Here is an 18936-nt window from a genome sequence, read left to right as displayed (position 1 = left end):
CCTTTAGTCTCTACTTTTTATCTCGTCATCGATCTCTTGTAAAAATCTATCCACAAGCTCGCTCTCAGGCAGTCTTGCGACCACTTCGCCGTGACGCATTATCATGCCATTGCCTTTTCCAAATGCTATGGCAACATCTGCACCTTTTGCCTCACCAATAGCATTTACCACGCAGCCCATGACCGAGACGTTTAACGGCTCTTTTATACCTTTTGTTTTTTCTTCTACGAGCTTTACTGCCGCCATGAGATCAGCTTGCAAACGCCCACAAGTTGGGCATGAGATGATATTTAGTCCCTCTTTTTGTCGGCCACTATCTTTTAAGATCGCTTTTGCGACTTTGATCTCTTCTTCAAGTTCACCTGTAATGCTAACTCTCATCGTGTCGCCGATGCCCTCAAGTAGTAACCCACCAAGAGCGATCGCGGACTTGATAGTGGCGTGAAAAGTGGTACCTGCCTCAGTAACACCAAGATGAAACGGATAGTTTGTCTTTGGGCGAAGCGCCCTATAAGCTTGCATAGTGCGCTCGACGTCGCTTGATTTGAGCGAAATTTTAATGTCTGTAAAGTCAAAATCCTCAAGAAGCTTGATGTTATACATCGCACTCTCCACCATCGCCTCAACTGTGCGGCCATAGCGATCCTCAAACTGCTTTTCAAGCGAGCCAGAATTTACACCTATGCGGATAGGTAAATTTCGCTGTCTGCAGGCATCAACGACCGCTTTTATGTTTTTGGCTGAGCCAATGTTGCCTGGATTTATGCGGATAGCATCGACAAATTCGCTAACTATAAGCGCGTAGGTGTGATTAAAATGAATGTCTGCAACGACTGGAATAGGTGAGCCTGCAACTATCTGCTTGAGCGCGCTTGCGTCTTCTTTATCAAAAACTGCGCAGCGCACGATGTCACAGCCTGCAAAATATAGCCTTTGTATCTGCTCAAGCGTGCTTTTTACGTCTTTTGTCTTTGAAAAAGTCATTGATTGCACGGATATTGGCGCGTCGCCACCTATTAGAACATTACGAATTTTTATCTGTTTTGTTGGGAATCGTTGCAAAATTTTGCCTTTAAATTTTTATTGGGGATTATAAAGAAAAATGGCTTTTAAAAGGCTTGAAAATTTATTTTTAATAGTTTATAAAAATTAGTATTTTTATTGGATGTAGTTTCTAAAATTTTACTTACTCTTTATAGCCAACTTATCAAATTTCATAATGCTTTCATAAGCCTTAGGTTTCTCTATTATCTATTTTAAAATTTACCATGTCTTTGTTGGATGGTTTTTAGACTAGCATTTTTAACTAAAATTTACCGGGTCTATATCAATATCGCTAAGTTCGCTTTTGCAGAGATTTGCAGCTTTTAAAAGAGGCATGTGAGAGTTTGAGCGAAGTAAAATTTCATATCTAAATTTACTTCCAAGATACTCTATCTGGCACTTTCCGTATCCTATGATCTCAAGCTCATCGCTTCTTAAAGGTTCTATTCTTTGTACAAATTCATTCATTGTATTTTTTACTATTTTTTCATCTTTATGTGAGATGATAATGCGAAGAAGCCTGGTAAATGGCGGATAAAGCTCTTTTCTATAATCTATCTCATCTTTTAAAAATGCGTCATAATCACTGATGTAGCTCTCAAAAAATTCTCTTTGTTTGCTTTGAATGATAACTCTGCCAACCCCGTTTCTGCCAGCTCTTCCGGCTACTTGCATGGCAAGGGCAAGCGTTCGCTCTCTGGCTTTATAATCAGGAAAATTTAAAAGCTCGTCAAATCCCATGATGACAGCAAGCTCAACGTTGTGATAATCATGCCCCTTACTTAGCATCTGCGTGCCAAGCAAGATGTCTATTTTGCCGTCGTTAAATTCTTTTAAAGCCTTTACGAGCTTGTTTTGCGTCGTTATCTCGTCCCTGTCAAATTTAGCTATTCTGGCATTAGCAAACTCAGCTTGCAACCTCTCAAGTAGCTCGCTCGTACCGATCTTTTTGGCCTCTATCATCTCGCTACCGCACTGATGGCAGGTCTTTGGCACAGTCATTTTATGCTCGCAGTATTGACACTTTAGCACGTTTTGTTTTTTGTAATAGCTCATACCGATGCTGCAAAATTGGCACTTTAGCGTTTCGCCGCAGTTTTTGCAGACTAGATATTTAAAATTTGCCCTTGTTGGCAGGCAGATGACAGCTTGCTTTTTATTTGCGAGTGTTTTTGAAATTTCATCTTTTAAAATTTCACTAATTCCAGTCTCGCTCTCATCGAAAATGTAATTTTTTTGCGAATCAAAATATGTCCCTTTTAAGCGAAAATGCTCCTGCTTGTAAAAGCTAGTAAGACTTGGCGTGGCACTTCCAAGCACCACTTGTAGATCAAATTTACTAGTTAGAAAGAGGGCAAGATCTCTTGCGTTGTAGTGTGGCTTTGAGCCTGTATTTTTGTAGCTATCGTCATGTTCTTCGTCGATGATAATGAGTTTTAGCCTCTCAAGTGGTAAAAACAAAGCAGATCTTGCACCTGCGATTAGCCTAACTTTGCCACTTTTTATATCTTTTAAAATTTGCTCTTTTTTCTTTGATGTTATCTTTGAGTGCCAGACTGCTACTGCCTCGCCAAAGAAGCTCTCAAGGCGTTTTTGCATTTGTGGCGTGAGTGAAATTTCAGGCATTAAAAATAGCGCTTGGCTGCCTGCGTTTAAAATTTCTCTGATCTTAGCGATGTAAATCTCGCTTTTTCCGCTTCCAGTGTCGCCAAAGATGAGTGAAATTTTACGTTTATTTATAAAATCCAAAGTCTCTTGCTGTTTTTCGCTTAGTTTGGGTGCCACATTAAAATTTTGATTTTCATAAAATTTATCTGCTGCAATAGTGTCATTTGGTTCAAATAAATTTAGGCTGATGCCAAGCTCGCATGTGTAATATTTTGAGATAAATATTGCCAATTCGCTTTGCATTGAAGTTAAATTAATCGGTAGAATTTCTAAAATTTTACTTGTTTTAAACTCTGGCTTGCCAGTCTCGTTTACGATAAAAGCAGTAAGAATTTTGCCTCTTAAAGAAGCTTTTACGCCTTGAAATTTTTCTAGTTTTTGATCGCTTTCATAAGTGAGTGGGGCTAAATTTAGCCCATAAAATGCGAGTATGTAATAGTGCATTATTGAAGTGATTTGCAAATTTCATTTTCATCACTGCAACCAAAATCACCAGTATTTTTGTCGTATTTGAAATTTGCTACTTTGCCATCTAGCCTAAATGTGTATTTGTCATCGCTTATTCTGTGCCAGCCATTTTTGCTGCCGCTATCTTTTATCGGTATATTTATAACATTTTTAAAGAGTCTGCTTGGATCGCCATCGTCTAGTTTTTGTGGAAATTCTGGCTTTGCTTGCAAGATATTGTCATTGTATTTTAGTGAAATTCCGCTTCTTATAGCGGCAAGTTGAGTTTTGGCATTTGAGATGGTAGCATCACTTCTAGAAAAAAATAGCCTAGGTATAGCGACTGTGCTTAAAATACCTAGTATAACTACTATAAATATTAGCTCAAGCAAGGTGTAAGCTCGTCTTTTCATCTCTCTTCTCGCTTTAATATCTCATCAACATTGCCAGTTAAATTTTTTACTGCCTTTATCACAGCATAATTCTCATAACATTTTTCTATAAAGGCGTTTAAAAGCTCTTTTGGCTCGATAAATTGGCGTCCGCCCATTAAATTTTGCCAGTCATCTTCAAAGAATTTAGCAAAATCATCATCAAGCGTGATCGTGTAGTCGCGAGATGATATAGTGAGCGTAATTTTTTTCATATTTTAGCCAAGCTTATCTGCCAAGGACAGCTTCGATTTTTCTCATTACATCGTCAGCTTCGGTATTTTTCTTGTCAAGATCCTCTTCTAAACGCATGATTTGATTGCTTTTCGCCTCATTTTGTGCTTTTAAAGTTACGATCTCATTACGCAACTCTTCGTTCGTTTTGCAAAGTTCGTCATATTTTGTGATTAGGTCATTTACTTTATCGCTTAGTGTGGTTAAGATCGCATTATCTTCAAACATAAAAGTTCCTTTAAAATAATAATTAGGCTCGTATTCTAACACGCAGAGGCTAAATTCTTATTAAAATTCTCATTTGACAAAGCACTATCTTTGCTATAAAATTCGCCCAAATTTAAAGGCAATCAATGAGTAAATTTGAAATTTCATCTAAATTTAGCCCAAGCAGCGACCAAGCAAGAGCGATAAAAGAGATAGTAAAAGGCATAAATTCAGGCAATAAATACCAAACTCTTCTAGGCGTGACAGGATCAGGTAAGACTTTCACCATGGCAAATGTCATACGTGAGCTAAACATGCCAACGCTTATAATGACGCATAACAAATCCCTTGCTGCTCAGCTTTACAGCGAATTTAAGGGCTTTTTCCCAAAAAACCATGTCGAGTACTTCATAAGCTACTACGACTACTATCAACCAGAGGCATACATCCCAAGAAGCGACCTATATATAGAAAAGGATAGCTCGGTGAATGAGGAGCTTGAGCGCCTGCGTCTCTCTGCGACGGCTAGTTTGCTAAGCTTTGATGATGTGATCTGTATCGCCTCAGTCTCTGCAAACTACGGACTTGGTAATCCAAGCGAGTATAAGGGGATGGTGGCATATCTTAGCGTTGGTGAGAAGATAAGCCAAAGAAAGCTTTTAGAACAGCTTGTGGATATGGGCTATAAGCGCAATGACAACTACTTTGACAGGGGGGATTTTCGTGTAAATGGCGATGTGGTGGATATTTACCCAGCTTATTACAACGACGAAGCCTGAGAGTTGAGTTTTTCGGTGATGAGATCGATGCGATGTATCATTTTGACGTGCTTGATAATAAACGCCTAAAGGATATCTCTAAATTTACGCTTTATGCCACCAGTCAGTTTATCGTGGGCGCTGATAGACTAAAGATCGCGATGAAGGAGATCGAAGAGGAGCTTGATGCGCGTTTGAAAGAATTTAACGAGCAGGGCAAGCTAGTCGAGGCGCAGAGGCTAAAGCAAAGGGTGGAGTTTGACCTTGAGATGATGGCAAGTACGGGTATGTGCAAAGGTATAGAAAACTACGCGCGCCACCTAACTGGTCAAAAGCCCGGAGAGACGCCATACTCGATGTTTGACTACTTTGAGATAAGCGGCAAAGACTATCTGGTTATCGTCGATGAGAGCCATGTGAGTTTGCCACAGTTTAGGGGTATGTACGCAGGCGATAGGAGCCGTAAAGAGGTGCTTGTAGAGTATGGATTTCGCTTGCCATCAGCGCTTGATAACAGACCTCTTAAATTTGACGAGTTTATAAGCAAAAAGGCGAAATTTCTCTTTGTCTCAGCCACGCCAAACGAGTACGAGCTTGGTATCAGTCAGGGACATGTATATGAGCAAATTTTGCGTCCTACTGGACTACTAGATCCGCTCATTGAGATAAAAAATAGTGACAATCAAGTGAGGTACTATTTGACGAGGCAAAGGCGGTCATCGCTAGAAATGAGCGTGTGCTTGTCACGGTGCTAACTAAAAAGATGGCTGAAGAGCTAAGTCGCTACTACATCGAGCTTGGCGTCAAGGTAAAGTACATGCACTCAGACATCGACGCGATCGAGCGAAATGAAATCATTAGAGGGCTTAGAAGTGGCGAGTTTGACATGCTAATAGGTATAAATTTGCTCCGTGAGGGGCTTGACCTACCTGAAGTGAGCCTGATAGCGATAATGGATGCCGATAAAGAGGGCTTTTTACGCTCGACCACGAGCCTTATACAGACGATGGGGCGTGCAGCTAGAAATGTAAATGGCAAGGTGCTAATGTTTGCCAAAAAGATCACGCACTCGATGAAAGAGGCGATCGATACGACGACAGCTAGGCGTAAATTTCAAGATGAGTACAACAAAGCTCACGGCATAACGCCGCACTCTGCAAGTAGAAATATCGAAGAGAGCCTGCATGTCGAAGATGATGGTGAAATTTATAAACGTGGTAAAAATTTAGAGAAGATGCCAGCTAGCGAGCGAGCTGCGATCGTAAAAGAGCTGAGAAAACAGATGCTTGAAGCAGCGGCGCAGCTTGAGTTTGAGAAGGCGGCGGCGCTGAGAGATGAGATAGCAAAGATGAGAAAATTATAAGCGTTGTCTTTTGTATATTTTTAAATGAGATTGCTAAAATTTTACTCGACAGACTATGCGTCTAGTCTGCGCAAATTTTAACTGCGCAACATTTAAATCTAACACAAAATACTGCCGTTATATAAATTTAAATTTTAATGTTGCTCACATTTAATATTATATATGCTCCCTTGTTTTTTGCTCATCCGTCTTGTCTAAAACAAAAAATTTCTTGTCTTTGGCAATTTGTCTTTTTCTGCTATACGTCGTTGAAATTTCACTCTACTTCAGTCACATACTATATGTATGCTCCTTTGTATCGTAAAATTTCGCCTCGTCTAGCAAAAAAATACTGCATCTTGGGTTTTAAAATTACTTGCTTTATTTTCAGTCGAAAATTTCTTCGTTTCTGCTTGCAGTTGCGAGCTTGCAAAGCAAAATATTTAAAATCATCACAAGATACTTTGCCTTGATGCTTTGTGACTAAAATTTAAATTTATATTTGTCTAGTCTGCGCAAATTTTAACTGCGCAACAATTTAAATCTGTCACAAAATACCGCTGCCAAATGCCATGGCTTGACTCTTTTATATCTTTAAATTTAGTCTTACTGCCTTGTATCGAAGCAAATTTTTCCTCTCTTTGGCAAGTTTGTTTAAATTTCAACTCACATAAAATTTCGCCTACCAAGCAAATTTAAAGCACAAAAAGTAAAATTTACAAAATCAGCGCTGAAGGCGAAAAAATTGACTGCGTCTTTCGTTGCTCTACGCTGTTAGCAAGCTATTTTTATAAATTTAAGCTTTGCTAACCGGCTTTAAAAAATAGCTAGAAGCCGCGCAGATGAGCGATACTGCGGCGATAAAGTAAAATGAGTGTATTAGGCTAAAGATGTCAGCGATCTTGCCGATGACTGTTGCGAATATACCGCCGATTGTTATACTAAGCCCAAGCGTTACGCCAGAGGCTAGGCCGATTTGATTTGGCAGATAAAGCTGTGCAAGGGCGATTGAGGGGCTAAAAGATAGGCTGATGTAGCCACTCACGCACATGGAGGCCGCGAGAAATAGCGCGTAGTTGTCGATAAAGAGCATTAGCACGACTAGCGGCGCGGCGATACTTAGGCTTATTTTGATGAGTCTAACTAGGCCGTATTTATCCGCTAGTGCTCCGCCAAATAGCGTAGAGATCGCACCTGCAGCAAAAAACATACTTAAATTTACATTTGCAGCTTCTTTACTAAGACCAAAAATTTTGATGAGGTAGATGCTAAAAAATGCCGCAAAGCCAAATGCGACGATCGAGCGTGAAAATATACACAGACAAAGCCTTAAAAACGCGCCCAGATCGTCTTTTAGAGCGCTTGTTTTTTGTGAAATTTGCTTTTTGTGATTGTCTTCTAGTGCTTTTATAAATTTGCCCTTTTTAAGGTATAAAAGTGTTAGAAAAATTTGAGGGATTATAAAGACCAGCGTCCCTTTTAGGCCAAAATTTCCCACAAAAACGGCGACTAAAATGGGCCCAACTGCAAAGCCCGCGTTGCCACCAAAAGAGAATATGCTTATGCTTTTGGCTCTATTTTTGGCGTTTGAGGCGTAGTTTACGATCCTTGCGGCACTTGGGTGAAAGAGCGCGGCGCCGATACCGCTTATCATCACGCAAAGCAAGATGATGTAGTAGTTTGTGACAAAGCCAGTTAGGCTCATGCCACCGCCCGCAAGCAGTAGCCCAAGCGGGATGACGTAGGGCAGCTCTTTTTTGTCGCTTAGGCGGCCGATAAGTGGCTGGATGAGCGAGCTTGCTAAATTTGTGGCGGTCACGAGCGAGGCGGCTGTGGCGTAGTCGTAGTGGTAGCTCGCGATGAAAAAGGGCAGCATCGCACCAAGCGCGCTTTGGTTTATGTCACTACAAAAGTGCCCAAGCCCCATTAGATACTTTAAATTTTCCGCCTTTTTCATCTAAAATAGCCCTTTTAAAAGCCCCTTTAAATTTTGCTTTTCGCCGCTTGCGTCATCATCTTTGCCAAGCTTTTTATCTAAAAATCTACCTATCTCTTTTTTGACCTTATTTTCGAGATACTGCGATCTGACGTCGTATTTTAGCTTGTCTGTCGTGCCTGAGATTTGCACGTTTAGATCGGTCTTTTCGAGCCTGCAAACAAGCGGCGCATTAAGCATTTTTGTCGCGGTATTATAAGTGCCGTTTGCAACCTTTATGTCGCTCTTTGGCGAGCTTAAATTTACGTTAAAAATGACGTTATCGCCCTTTATATCGCCGTAAATTTTGCCATCTTTGTAAATTTCTTTTGTGATGTCCTTGCCGGTGAAGGTTTTTATATTGTTTGTGAGATTTGTGCTGGCTAGGTGCCCCTCTTTTAGCAAGATGTCAAATTTACCGAGCTTTTGCTTTGTCTCGTAGTCAAATTTAGCATCGCCGTTGCCATCATAAAGATGCTCTAACCCCAAAGTCTGCGTTAGCCCCTTGACCTCGAAGTTTTTTAGCATCGCATCAAGCGTGCCGCCTTTGTAGTTTGCCTCTAGTTTGCCCTTAAATAGATCATCTGAAGTGGCTTTCACGCTTAGATCATCCACTTTGCCATTTGCCGTTACGAGGGCTGCAAATTTACCGTGAAGCTCGCGACCAGCTAAAAATGCAAGCCTATTTAGCTCTGAAACTACCGCTTGAAGCTTTAAGCTTAGCGTGCTTTTACCCACGTCAAAGCTGCCGTCTATGCCCTTTATATCAGCTAGCGAGCTAAGAAAGTCGCCGCTAAATTTTGCCATTTCGCCTTTATAGTCTAGGCTCAAATTTGAGCTAAATTTCTCATTTTCTGGGAATTTTTTATCAAGCATTTTGCTAAGTGCTGCTGCGTTAAATTTGCCCTCGTTTAAAGCGATCGTTGCGGTGATGTTTGGGCTTTTACTAAAGATATTTTGCCCTTTTGCCTGGACATTTGCCTTAGCGTTTGCCAGTCTATCATTGCCGCTAAGTGCCAAGATCTCTCCTAGCTGCGCCTCTTTTAGGCTAAGATCAAGATTTTCATTTTTTATGGTGGCGTTTAGCTTGCCAGCAAAGGCATCACCGCCTAAATTTAGCTCATCTATCTTGCTTGCTTTAACCTTCACATCGCCCGCAAGCGCCATCTTTGAGCCAACCTCAAAGCCGCTAACCGCTTTAAATTTCTCAGGGTCGCTAATGAGCAGGGCAAATTTGCTAAAAATTTGGCTGTTTTTTAGGTCAAAAACGCCCTTTACATCCTTTAGCTCGCCAAGATCACTAAGCACGTTTGCGTCAAAATTTACAAGTTCATTTTTTGCAGTGGCGCCGCCTTTTAGCTCAAATTTCGCCGCATTTTTAAGCTTTGTAAGACCATTATTTATAAGGCCGTTTTTTATCTCAAATTTAGTCTCGCCTGCAAGCTTTTTTAGCTCGTCAAAGCCGCTAAAATTTGCGTTTAAATTTATCTCTCCGTCTGCGTAGCTAGGCTGCAAGGCAAGCGCTAGAAGCTCTTTTAGCTTTATGCTGGCCGCATTTAGGGCCAAGTTTTTACTATCAAAATTTGCATTTATCTTGCCACCAAGGCCGTTTATCTCAGCTTTTAGGTTTTTAAGAGCGTTTTCTTGCATTGTAATTTCGCCGTTTGCGTCCACAGAGCCGCTTAGCTGTTGCCCCAAAAGCTTGCCAAGAAGGGCAAGATCAGGAACGTTTAGCAAAAAGTCGCTCTTTAAATTTTTGCTACTTAGATCATAAGTCGTCTCATTTGCTTTTAAAGTGGCTTCAGGCGCAATGATAAGGGTTTTTGCCACTACTTTTTCATTTGCAAATTTAGCATTTATGCCGCCTTTAAAGCTTATATCTTTTGCTAAATTTAGCCCAAATTCGTTTTTAAGAATTTCTTTATTTATTACGCCATCACTTGCTAAAATTTGAGCATTCATAATGGGCTCATTTTTATCATCAATCCCTTGCATATTGCTCGTTAGATCAAGCTTGCCGCTAGCTAAATTTGGCTTTTGAGCTAGGGCTGTAATTTCAGAAAGCTCAATATTTTTTGCGTCAAGATTTAAGGCTTTTGGCAGATAATCTTTTAAAATTGCATTTAAATTTATATTTGAGCCAAGCGCCGTGCCAGTTGCCACTAGTTTGAAGTCGCTAAATTTACCAGTCACGTTTGCTTTAAGTGCGACATCTTTTTTTAGTCCAAGCTCGCTAGCCCTTGCCTTGTCAGCGTTTATATCTATGTTCAAATTCATATTTTGAGCAAGTAGTGAAAGCTCGCCATTTGCCTTTAAATTTATGGCATTCATCACGGTCGCTTCTAAATTTAGCGTGCTAAATCCTAAACTAAAATATTTAAATTTCATATCGATACCGCGAGCAAGTGCCTCTTTTTCTATTTTGCTGGCTATAAATTTATTACCAAAAGAGCTAAAGATAAAGCCAAAAATGCAAAGGATTATCAGCCCCAAAGCCACTACTAAATAGACTATTTTTTTCATAAATTTCCTTTATATTAGTTTTATATATCATAAAACTTTAGTGCAAGTGACTAAAGTTTTAATAAAATTTAACTATAAATTATTGACTTTTTTAGAAAAAAGTGCTAGGATTTCATCACTCAAAAATAAAGAGTGCTAAAAAAGACAATTAAACCAAAAGGATGAACAATGAACTTTCAACCATTAGGCAAGCGTGTTCTAGTCGAACGCGTAGAGGAGACAAAGACCACAGCTTCGGGCATTATTATACCTGATAACGCAAAAGAAAAACCTTTAAGCGGTGAGGTAAAAGCAGTCGGGACTGAAGTAGAGGGCGTAAAAGTTGGTGATAAAGTTGTATTTGCAAAATACGGTGGCACTGAGATAAATTTAGATGATAAAACATATCTTGTTTTAAATATCGACGATGTTTTAGGTGTGATTAAATAATTTAAAAAGGAAAAACAATGGCAAAAGAAATTTTTTACTCTGATGATGCAAGAAACCGCCTATACGAGGGCGTAAAAAAACTAAATGACGCTGTAAAAGTGACAATGGGACCAAGAGGCAGAAATGTCCTTATCCAAAAGAGCTTTGGCGCGCCAAACATCACAAAAGACGGCGTTAGTGTGGCTAAAGAGGTTGAGCTAAAAGATACTATCGAAAACATGGGTGCAAGCCTAGTTAGAGAAGTAGCGAGCAAGACAAATGACCAAGCAGGTGACGGCACTACAACAGCTACTGTACTAGCTCATGCGATATTTAAAGAGGGTCTTAGAAACGTAACTGCTGGCGCAAATCCTATCGAAGTAAAACGCGGCATGGATAAAGAAGTAGCAGCGCTTATAGATGCACTAAAAAATATCTCTAAAAAAGTATCAGGCTCAAAGGAGATCGCTCAGATCGCTACTATCTCTGCAAACTCAGACGAGAGCATCGGCAAGCTTATCGCTGATGCGATGGAGAAAGTCGGCAAAGATGGCGTTATAACAGTAGAAGAGGCAAAGTCTATCCAAGACGAGCTAAGCGTTGTTGAGGGTATGCAGTTTGACCGCGGATACCTAAGCCCATATTTCATCACAAACCCTGAAAAAATGCAAGTTGAGCTAAGCAATCCATTCATATTGCTATTTGACAAGAAGATCACAAATTTAAAAGACTTGCTTCCAGTGCTTGAGCAAGTACAAAAAAGTGGCAAACCACTTCTAATTATTGCTGAAGATATCGAGGGCGAGGCACTTGCAACGCTTGTTGTAAATAAACTTCGCGGCGTGCTAAACATCTCAGCTGTTAAAGCTCCTGGCTTTGGCGACAGAAGAAAAGCGATGCTTGAAGATATTGCTATCTTAACAGGTGGCGAAGTCATCAGCGAAGAGCTAGGCAGAACACTAGAAAGCGCTACTATAAACGACCTTGGACAAGCTTCAAGCGTAGTTATCGACAAAGATAACACAACTATCGTAAATGGCGCAGGCGAGAAGTCAGTGATCGACGCTAGAATAACTCAGATCAAAGCGCAAATCGCAGAGACTACAAGCGACTATGACAAAGAAAAACTTCAAGAGCGCCTTGCAAAACTAAGCGGTGGCGTGGCAGTTATCAAAGTAGGTGCTGCGACTGAGACTGAGATGAAAGAGAAAAAAGACCGCGTAGATGACGCTCTAAGTGCTACTCGTGCAGCTGTTGAAGAGGGCATCGTAGTAGGTGGCGGTTCAGCTCTTATCCTTGCTTCAAAGAGTGTAAATCTAAATTTACAAGGAGATGAGGCAATCGGCGCTGAGATCGTTAGAAGAGCGCTTCGTGCTCCACTTCGCCAAATCGCTGAAAACGCTGGCTTTGACGCAGGCGTAGTAGCAAACGCAGTTGAGACAAGCAAAGATGCAAATTTTGGCTTTAACGCTGCAACTGGCGAATATGTAAATATGTTTGAAGTTGGCATTATCGATCCAGTAAAAGTTGAGAGAGTTGCGCTTCAAAACGCTGTTAGTGTGGCTAGCTTACTACTAACAACTGAGGCAACTATCAGCGAGATAAAAGAAGAAAAAGCAATGCCTGCAATGCCTGACATGGGCGGAATGGGTGGTATGGGCGGCATGATGTAGCAGCCCTTTTCGAGCTAGAGCCTTTTCTAGCTCGAATTTTTATCTAAACTTTAACCTCACTAAATTTATAAAATTATTTACTCCTTTTTAAATTTATTCTTGTATCATTTTGCTTTCTTTTAGGGAGAATTTACAATGAAATATGATGAAATTTTTAGAGAATACGACATTCGCGGCATTTTTGAGAAAGACTTGACAGAGGATAGCGTCAAGGCTATAGGGCTTGCTTTGGGTAAGAAATTTAACGAATTTGGCGTAAAAACTTTAAGCGTTGGCTTTGACGCAAGGCTTAGTGCTAGCACGCTTTTTAGGTATCTGCTAAGTGGTCTAAATAAGGCTGGTGGCTTTAAAATTTACAACATTGGCTTGCTTCCAACTCCTGTTGGCTACTTTAGCGTCTATGCTGACTATTTTGACGCAAATATCATGATCACGGGCTCTCACAACCCAAAAGAGTATAATGGCTTTAAGATTACTATCAAAAAAGATAGTTTTTTTGGCAAAGATCTGCAAATTTTAAAAGATAAAGTTAATGAGATAATCGCCTCTGGTGAGCAGATCATAGACGATGAGAGTTGCGAGAAATTTAACATCTTAGAAAAATATGTTGAGTTTTTTGTAAAAGAATTTAGTGAGCTTAAAAATTTCAAAAAACCTTTTGTTATTGACTGCGCAAATGGCGCTGTTGGCGTGAGCTTGGTGCCGATCGTTAAAGCGCTTGGGCTAAATGCAAAAATTTTATATGAAGATCCAGATGGAAATTTTCCAAATCACCATCCAGATCCAAGTGAAAAAGAGAATTTAAAAGAGCTGTTTTCGCTCATCGAAAAGAAAGAATTTGCCCTTGGATTTGGCTTTGACGGAGATGGCGACAGGATTGCGGTTATAACGCCAAAAAGAGATATAAAAGGCGATGAGCTAGCCTATCTTTATGCACTAAATATGGATCATCCAAAGGTGCTTGGTGAGGTTAAATGCTCGCAAAATATGTACGATGAGATCGCAAAGATCGGCGAAGTTTTCATGGGCAAGACTGGGCATAGCAACATCAAAAAAATGATGAAAGAGTTAAACGTAGATCTAGCAGCCGAAGTGAGCGGTCATATCTTCTTTAAAGAGCGATACTTTGGCTTTGATGATGCGCTTTATGCAATGATGAGGGTGCTTGAGCTAGTTCATAAAGGCTTTGAACTTGACGGCGAGCTTGATAAGATGCCACTTGTCTTTAGTACCGATGAGATCAAGGCAAAAACGACTGATGAGGCTAAATTTAAGATAGTTGCCAAGCTAAAAGAGTGCGTGAAAAACGAAGGCTGCGACCTGCCAAAGATAAAAAATATCATCGACATTGATGGCATTAGAATTCAGTTTGAAAATGGCTGGGCGCTGGTACGTGCATCAAATACAACGCCAGTTGTCGTCACTAGATTTGAGGCTAAGAGCAAGGAATTTCTAGAAGAGATCGAGCAAAAAGTGACAAATTTGTTAAAGAGTTTAATGTAGCTTGCAAAGGCATTTTAGGCTAAATTTACTCCAAAATGCCTTTTAAAATTTTATTTAGACATTCGAAAACTAAGATTTATCTTTCTCGTCTAGCTTTCGCGAATTTTTTGGAAACTTTGCATACATACCATCTACAATTTAAATTTATTAAGTATATGCTCATCTTAGCCTTTTTGAATATTCATGCGGATAATATAATCTTATCTAATGTCGGCGTTCTTTTTAAAATAGCTCATTATTTTGCAAGAGGTCGTCTACTAGCTTGCTGCTCAGATATGTAAGATATCCGTCCTTTATGGATTTTATGCAGTGTAACCTGCCGGCAAAAAACTTTACAAGTATATTTGTTAAATTTAAAAGATAGAGAGATGGCGTAAAAATTTACGCCATTAAATTTTTAGAGTTTGCCGCCTTCAACGACAAGTGATTCTGGATTTACGCTATCGCCGTAGATCGGTTTTAGTGTAGCATCATAGTCTTTGTGGAAGAAATTTTCTTTGCCTAACTCAATGATCTCATTGTTTAGCCAATCAAGTAAAACTTTGTTACCTTTTTTAACAGCTGGTGCTATCACATCCACATCACCAAGTGCTTCAACGCCTACAACAAAACCAGGAGTCTCTTTTGCCCAGGCAAAAAGTAGGGCATTATCATGTGCTAGTGCGGCACCTCTTTTATCAACCAAAGCTGCAAATGTTTCAGTATTTTGGTCGTATTTTGCAAGCTTGATATCAGGATAATTTTTTGTAAAAAACGCGTCTGCGGTTGTGCCCTTATTTACGATTAGGGTTTTGTCTTTTAGCTCATCGATGCTCTTTATCACCGCACCTTCAGGGCTTACGATGCCAAGTGAAACCTTCATGTATGGAAGCGCAAAATCAACAACTTGTGCGCGCTCAGGTGTTTTTGTAAAATTTGCAAGCGTGATATCTACTTTATCTGCTACTAAAACTTCAACTCTACCAGCAGCCTCGACTAGCTCAAATTTTACCTTGCTCTCATCGCCTAGTAGGTCTTTTGCGATACGTTTTGCAAAGTAAATATCATAGCCTTGGTTTTTGCCGTCTTTATCGACATAGCCAAATGGTGGTTTGTCGCTGAAAACGCCAATTCTTACATATCCGCGCTCTTTGATCTTTGCGATCGCATCAGCTTCGTTTGAAGCAGCTTTTGCCGTGTCGGCACCTTTGTCATTACCACAACCCGTTAGAAAGACGGTAGCGATTAATGCTAATAAGAAAAATTTAAATTTTCTCACTCTTTCTCCTTGTAAAAAAGTTAAATAAATAAGAGCGTTAAAATTTCGCTCTAAACGCATTTTGAAAAAACGGCAAATTATCTCTTATTTTTTCTAAAACGAGAATAAATTTAGAAATTTCTTCGCGCGATCGCTCTTTGGGTTTGTAAAAAATTCCTCTGGCTCGCTGATCTCCACGATCGCCCCAGCATCCATAAATACGATCTTGTTTGCAACCGCCCTTGCAAAGCTCATCTCATGGGTGACTATTAGCATCGTCATTCCATCTTTGGCTAAATTTAGTATAACATCAAGCACTTCTCTAACGATCTCTGGATCAAGCGCAGCTGTAACCTCGTCAAATAGCATAATTTCAGGGTTTAAACAAAGGCTTCTTACTATTGCTATGCGTTGCTTTTGGCCACCACTTAGCTCCTTTGGATAGGCAAATTTCTTATCAAGCAGTCCAACCTTGCTTAGCCACATATCAGCAGTCTTTTCGGCTTCAGCTCTATCTCTTTTTTGCACCTTTAAAGGCCCAAGAAGGACGTTGTCTATGACGTTCATATGATCAAAGAGCTCGTAGCTTTGAAAGACCATGCCGACTTTTTGGCGGATCCTTTGCCAATCATTAAATTTAGCATCAATTACTTCGCCATCAATTATTATCTCGCCGCTTGCGATACTCTCAAGTCCGTTTATACATCTAAGAGTTGTGCTCTTGCCACAGCCCGATGGTCCAAGGAGCACGACTACTTCGCCGCTTTTTACATCTAAATTTATATCCTTTAAGGCGTGAAGCTCTCCATAAAATTTATTTATTTTTTTAAGTTCCAAGATGTTTTCGCTCATTTTAGCTCCATTTTTCTTCTAATTTTTTTGATAGTTTTGAGACTGGATAGCAGATCACAAAATATAAAAAGAATATGAGCGTGTATATCCAAAATGGCGCCATAGGATTTGTAAATACATTTCGCTCGATGATCTGCTGGCCGACCTTGACTACCTCTACAACGCCGATTAGAACGACGATAGATGTCGTTTTTATCATACGGCTTAGTAAATTTACAGCTCCAGGTACTAGCCTTCTCGTGGCAAGTGGGATGATGACGTGAGAGTAAATTTGAAATTTACTAAGCCCAAGTGAGGCGGCTGATTCAAATTGATGTTTTGGTATTGATGTTATTGCGCCACGCACGATGTCCATCATTTCAAAAATTCCCCACAAGCTAAAGACGATGAGTGAGGCTGTAAATGCTGAAATGTGAATATCAAACGCCTTACTGACACCAAAATAAAATAAAAATAGCCAAACGATCTGAGGCATTATGCGAACGATTTCTAGGCAAATTTTTAAAATAAAATAGATAAATTTGTTTTTCATGCTCATAAGCACGCCAAGCACTAAGCCACCGATTATAGAGATAAAGATAGAGATAAATGAAATTTCTGTGCTAACGACTAGACCTTCAAAGAGCCTTAGTAAATTTTGCGTGTCAAATAATATACTAACTCCTTGCATTTCTTACCCTTTTTTCGATATAGCTAAGCACCAGTGAGACTGGCAAGATGATGATAAGATAGCTAATTACTAGCATAAAAAGTGCCTCGTCTGTCTTGTAATAAAGCCCAATGAGATCCTTTGCGACGTAAACTAGATCAGCAAGTGCCACGATGCTAACGATGCTTGTCTCTTTTAGTAAAAAGATAATATTTGCACTGATGCTTGGCACTGCTACGCTAAATGCTTGAGGCAAGATAACATATCTTAGGAGCTGATTTTTGCTAAGTGCGATGCTTAGTCCCGCTTCGATCTGCGACTTTCTAACCGCCTCAAAACCAAGCCTAAAGCTCTCACTCATATAGCTACCACCAAGAAAGCTAAGACCAGCGACCGCACAGGCAAAGCCGCTCATCGACACTCCAAGCTTTGGCAAGCCATAATATAAAAAGAAAAGCTGTATAAGAAGAGGCGTATTTCTTGAAAGCTCAACGTAGCAGTCAATCACTTTTGATAGAAATTTTAGCTTGTAAAATTTCACAGCCATACAAAAAATACCGATTAAAATAGAAAAAATGATCCCTAAAAAGGCAATCTCACAGGTAAGCACTCCGGCCTTAACATAAAGCGGATAAAATTTCTCAATAAACTCAAAATCCATAAAACTTTAATCCAATCTGAAAAATGGAGTTATTTTATCTTATAATCATAAATTTAAAACTAATTAGATATGATCTTGCTTTAAATTTAAGCTTGCAAAAAGGATAAAATTTGATTGATCTTTTTCAGATCATCGGCTTTTTAGGGATGATTTGCATCGTGATGGGCTACTTTTTACTTCAGATCGGCCGCCTAAATAGCCGCGATCTAGCCTATCAGATAATAAATTTAGTAGGTGCGGTGCTACTTATCATCTCGCTTTTTGTGCACTTTAACCTTGGCTCATTTTTGATAGAGGTCTTTTGGATATTCATTACGATTTATGGAATTTATAAAATTTATAAGGAGAGAGCGTGAGAGCGTATGCAGAGTGGGAAGAGCAGGAGCTTTTGTTTTTATCGCTGCCACATAGCAAGAGCGACTGGGAGCCTTATTTAGAGGAGATTTTAGCGGGCTATGAGGAGATCGTGGCTGCTGTTACGCCGTATGAGAAGGTGGTGCTCATCTGCCTGATGAGGCAAATTTTGATAGATTTAAGAAATTTAAAAATGTAGAGTTTGTTAAGCTTGAGACTGATGATACTTGGATCAGAGACTACGGCATGATCGACGTTTGTGCTGAAGATGGTGTAAAGAGCTACGACTTTAAATTTAACGCTTGGGGCGGTAAATTTAAGAGCTCAAAAGATGATGCGATAAATTTAGATCTAGCTAAAATTTACAAGACCAAGCTTGAACCAGTTGATATGATACTAGAGGGTGGGAGCATCGAGTTTAACGGAGATGGCGTGCTTTTAACCACTTCAAAATGCCTGCTAAATGAAAATAGAAACAAAGCACTTAGCAAAGAGCAGATCGAAGAAAAACTAAAAAATTTATTTGGACTAAAGCGTATCATTTGGCTTGAAAATGGCTTTATAAAAGGCGATGACACAGATAGCCACATCGACACTTTAGCGCGTTTTATCACGCCTGATACTATCGCTTACGCAGCTTGTGATGACGAGAGTGATGAGCACTTTGATGAGCTAAAAAGGATGGAAGATGAGCTTAAAAAAACTGGCTTTAAGCTACTTGCTCTGCCGCTTCCTAAGCCTAAATTTTATGAGGGTAAAAGGCTTGGCTGCACCTATGCAAACTTCATCTTTATAAATGGCGCACTAATCGTGCCAACATATAACGACGAAAACGACGAAAAGGTGCTAAATTTACTTGCCAAGCACTGCCAGATAGAAAGATCATCGGTGTAAATTCACTAGTTTTTGTCCGTCAAAATGGCTCGCTTCACTGCTCAAGCCAAAATAGATACAAGAGGTCTTAGTCTTG

16 protein-coding genes and 2 pseudogenes are annotated in these 18936 nt (G+C 39.8%); 7 read left to right on the top strand and 11 right to left on the bottom strand.

The window, feature by feature from the left end:
* Positions 1-3 precede the first annotated feature (3 nt).
* The 5 genes from A3835_01090 to A3835_01070 all read right to left on the bottom strand — a co-directional run bounded on the left by A3835_01090 (position 4) and on the right by A3835_01070 (position 4052).
* Positions 4-1062, bottom strand: a complete 1059-nt coding sequence (locus tag A3835_01090; protein ID ORI09139.1) for a 4-hydroxy-3-methylbut-2-en-1-yl diphosphate synthase — start codon at positions 1060-1062, stop codon at positions 4-6.
* Positions 1063-1302: 240 nt separating this feature from the next.
* Complete coding sequence (locus A3835_01085) at positions 1303-3156, bottom strand: primosomal protein N' (protein ID ORI09138.1); 1854 nt, start codon at positions 3154-3156, stop codon at positions 1303-1305.
* Positions 3156-3572, bottom strand: coding sequence for a prepilin-type N-terminal cleavage/methylation domain-containing protein (locus A3835_01080; GenBank protein ORI09137.1), 417 nt, complete (start codon positions 3570-3572; stop codon positions 3156-3158). The genes A3835_01085 and A3835_01080 overlap by 1 nt, the downstream gene beginning before the upstream one ends.
* Entirely contained in the window at positions 3569-3805 is a 237-nt protein-coding gene (locus A3835_01075; protein ORI09136.1) for a hypothetical protein, read from the bottom strand. Before A3835_01075 ends, A3835_01080 begins: the two co-directional genes overlap by 4 nt.
* A 13-nt stretch (positions 3806-3818) precedes the next feature.
* On the bottom strand, positions 3819-4052 hold the full coding sequence (locus A3835_01070) for a hypothetical protein (protein ORI09135.1): 234 nt from the start codon (positions 4050-4052) through the stop codon (positions 3819-3821).
* Between the two features lie 125 nt (positions 4053-4177).
* Here A3835_01070 and A3835_01065 point away from each other — a divergent pair.
* A pseudogene (locus A3835_01065) lies at positions 4178-6152 on the top strand (excinuclease ABC subunit B).
* A 775-nt stretch (positions 6153-6927) separates the two neighbouring features.
* On the opposite strand, the gene A3835_01060 reads toward A3835_01065, so the two are convergent.
* Positions 6928-8088, bottom strand: coding sequence for a prop protein (locus A3835_01060; protein ORI09134.1), 1161 nt, complete (start codon positions 8086-8088; stop codon positions 6928-6930).
* On the bottom strand, positions 8089-10629 hold the full coding sequence (locus A3835_01055) for a tryptophanyl-tRNA synthetase (protein ID ORI09133.1): 2541 nt from the start codon (positions 10627-10629) through the stop codon (positions 8089-8091). It lies immediately after the preceding gene.
* 168 nt (positions 10630-10797) lie between these two features.
* On the opposite strand from A3835_01055, the gene A3835_01050 reads away from it, so the two are divergent.
* The 4 genes from A3835_01050 to A3835_01035 all read left to right on the top strand — a co-directional run bounded on the left by A3835_01050 (position 10798) and on the right by A3835_01035 (position 14494).
* Positions 10798-11058 carry a co-chaperone GroES gene (locus A3835_01050; protein ORI09132.1) on the top strand — a complete coding sequence of 87 codons (261 nt, stop codon included), beginning with the start codon at positions 10798-10800 and terminating at the stop codon, positions 11056-11058.
* Between the two features lie 17 nt (positions 11059-11075).
* The gene (gene groEL / locus A3835_01045; GenBank protein ORI09131.1) at positions 11076-12710 is read left to right on the top strand and encodes a molecular chaperone GroEL; all 1635 of its coding nucleotides are present in this window, start codon (positions 11076-11078) and stop codon (positions 12708-12710) included.
* A 135-nt stretch (positions 12711-12845) separates the two neighbouring features.
* Positions 12846-14213, top strand: a complete 1368-nt coding sequence (locus A3835_01040; GenBank protein ID ORI09130.1) for a phospho-sugar mutase — start codon at positions 12846-12848, stop codon at positions 14211-14213.
* A gap of 35 nt (positions 14214-14248) precedes the next feature.
* On the top strand, positions 14249-14494 hold the full coding sequence (locus A3835_01035) for a hypothetical protein (protein ID ORI09129.1): 246 nt from the start codon (positions 14249-14251) through the stop codon (positions 14492-14494).
* Positions 14495-14610: 116 nt separating this feature from the next.
* Here the strand turns inward: A3835_01035 and A3835_01030 are convergent, their stop codons facing one another.
* The 4 genes from A3835_01030 to A3835_01015 form a co-directional block, all read right to left on the bottom strand.
* A complete protein-coding gene (locus A3835_01030) occupies positions 14611-15471 on the bottom strand; it encodes an ABC transporter substrate-binding protein (GenBank protein ID ORI09128.1) in 861 nt (286 codons plus the stop codon).
* A gap of 93 nt (positions 15472-15564) precedes the next feature.
* Positions 15565-16302, bottom strand: a complete 738-nt coding sequence (locus tag A3835_01025) for a glutamine ABC transporter ATP-binding protein (GenBank protein ID ORI09127.1) — start codon at positions 16300-16302, stop codon at positions 15565-15567.
* A gap of 1 nt (position 16303) precedes the next feature.
* Positions 16304-16972: an amino acid ABC transporter permease gene (locus tag A3835_01020; protein ORI09126.1), complete on the bottom strand. Its 669-nt coding sequence runs from the start codon at positions 16970-16972 to the stop codon at positions 16304-16306.
* A complete protein-coding gene (locus tag A3835_01015; protein ID ORI09125.1) occupies positions 16959-17612 on the bottom strand; it encodes a polar amino acid ABC transporter permease in 654 nt (217 codons plus the stop codon). The genes A3835_01020 and A3835_01015 overlap by 14 nt, the downstream gene beginning before the upstream one ends.
* Positions 17613-17725: 113 nt before the next feature.
* Here A3835_01015 and A3835_01010 point away from each other — a divergent pair, with 113 nt between their 5' ends.
* A complete protein-coding gene (locus A3835_01010) occupies positions 17726-17968 on the top strand; it encodes a hypothetical protein (protein ID ORI09157.1) in 243 nt (80 codons plus the stop codon).
* Positions 17965-18931: pseudogene (locus A3835_01005) on the top strand (peptidyl-arginine deiminase). The gene A3835_01010 and the pseudogene A3835_01005 overlap by 4 nt, the downstream one beginning before the upstream one ends.
* Positions 18932-18936 lie beyond the last annotated feature (5 nt).

This window comes from Campylobacter concisus (assembly GCA_002092835.1).
GTDB lineage: Bacteria > Campylobacterota > Campylobacteria > Campylobacterales > Campylobacteraceae > Campylobacter_A > Campylobacter_A concisus_K.
The sequence above is the reverse complement of the archived record's forward strand: the minus strand, read 5'-3'. Positions and strand labels throughout refer to the sequence as shown.

Excerpts from the sequence above, each read along its gene's own strand:
- A3835_01060 (ORI09134.1), bottom strand. The coding sequence starts at position 8,088 with ATGAAAAAGGCGGAAAATTTAAAGTATCTAATGGGGCTTGGGCACTTT.
- A3835_01025 (ORI09127.1), bottom strand. The coding sequence starts at position 16,302 with ATGAGCGAAAACATCTTGGAACTTAAAAAAATAAATAAATTTTATGGA.
- A3835_01020 (ORI09126.1), bottom strand. The coding sequence starts at position 16,972 with ATGCAAGGAGTTAGTATATTATTTGACACGCAAAATTTACTAAGGCTC.
- A3835_01080 (ORI09137.1), bottom strand. The coding sequence starts at position 3,572 with ATGAAAAGACGAGCTTACACCTTGCTTGAGCTAATATTTATAGTAGTT.
- A3835_01015 (ORI09125.1), bottom strand. The coding sequence starts at position 17,612 with ATGGATTTTGAGTTTATTGAGAAATTTTATCCGCTTTATGTTAAGGCC.
- groEL (ORI09131.1), top strand. The coding sequence starts at position 11,076 with ATGGCAAAAGAAATTTTTTACTCTGATGATGCAAGAAACCGCCTATAC.
- A3835_01055 (ORI09133.1), bottom strand. The coding sequence starts at position 10,629 with ATGAAAAAAATAGTCTATTTAGTAGTGGCTTTGGGGCTGATAATCCTT.
- A3835_01050 (ORI09132.1), top strand. The coding sequence starts at position 10,798 with ATGAACTTTCAACCATTAGGCAAGCGTGTTCTAGTCGAACGCGTAGAG.
- A3835_01085 (ORI09138.1), bottom strand. The coding sequence starts at position 3,156 with ATGCACTATTACATACTCGCATTTTATGGGCTAAATTTAGCCCCACTC.
- A3835_01075 (ORI09136.1), bottom strand. The coding sequence starts at position 3,805 with ATGAAAAAAATTACGCTCACTATATCATCTCGCGACTACACGATCACG.
- A3835_01070 (ORI09135.1), bottom strand. The coding sequence starts at position 4,052 with ATGTTTGAAGATAATGCGATCTTAACCACACTAAGCGATAAAGTAAAT.
- A3835_01035 (ORI09129.1), top strand. The coding sequence starts at position 14,249 with ATGCCTTTTAAAATTTTATTTAGACATTCGAAAACTAAGATTTATCTT.
- A3835_01040 (ORI09130.1), top strand. The coding sequence starts at position 12,846 with ATGAAATATGATGAAATTTTTAGAGAATACGACATTCGCGGCATTTTT.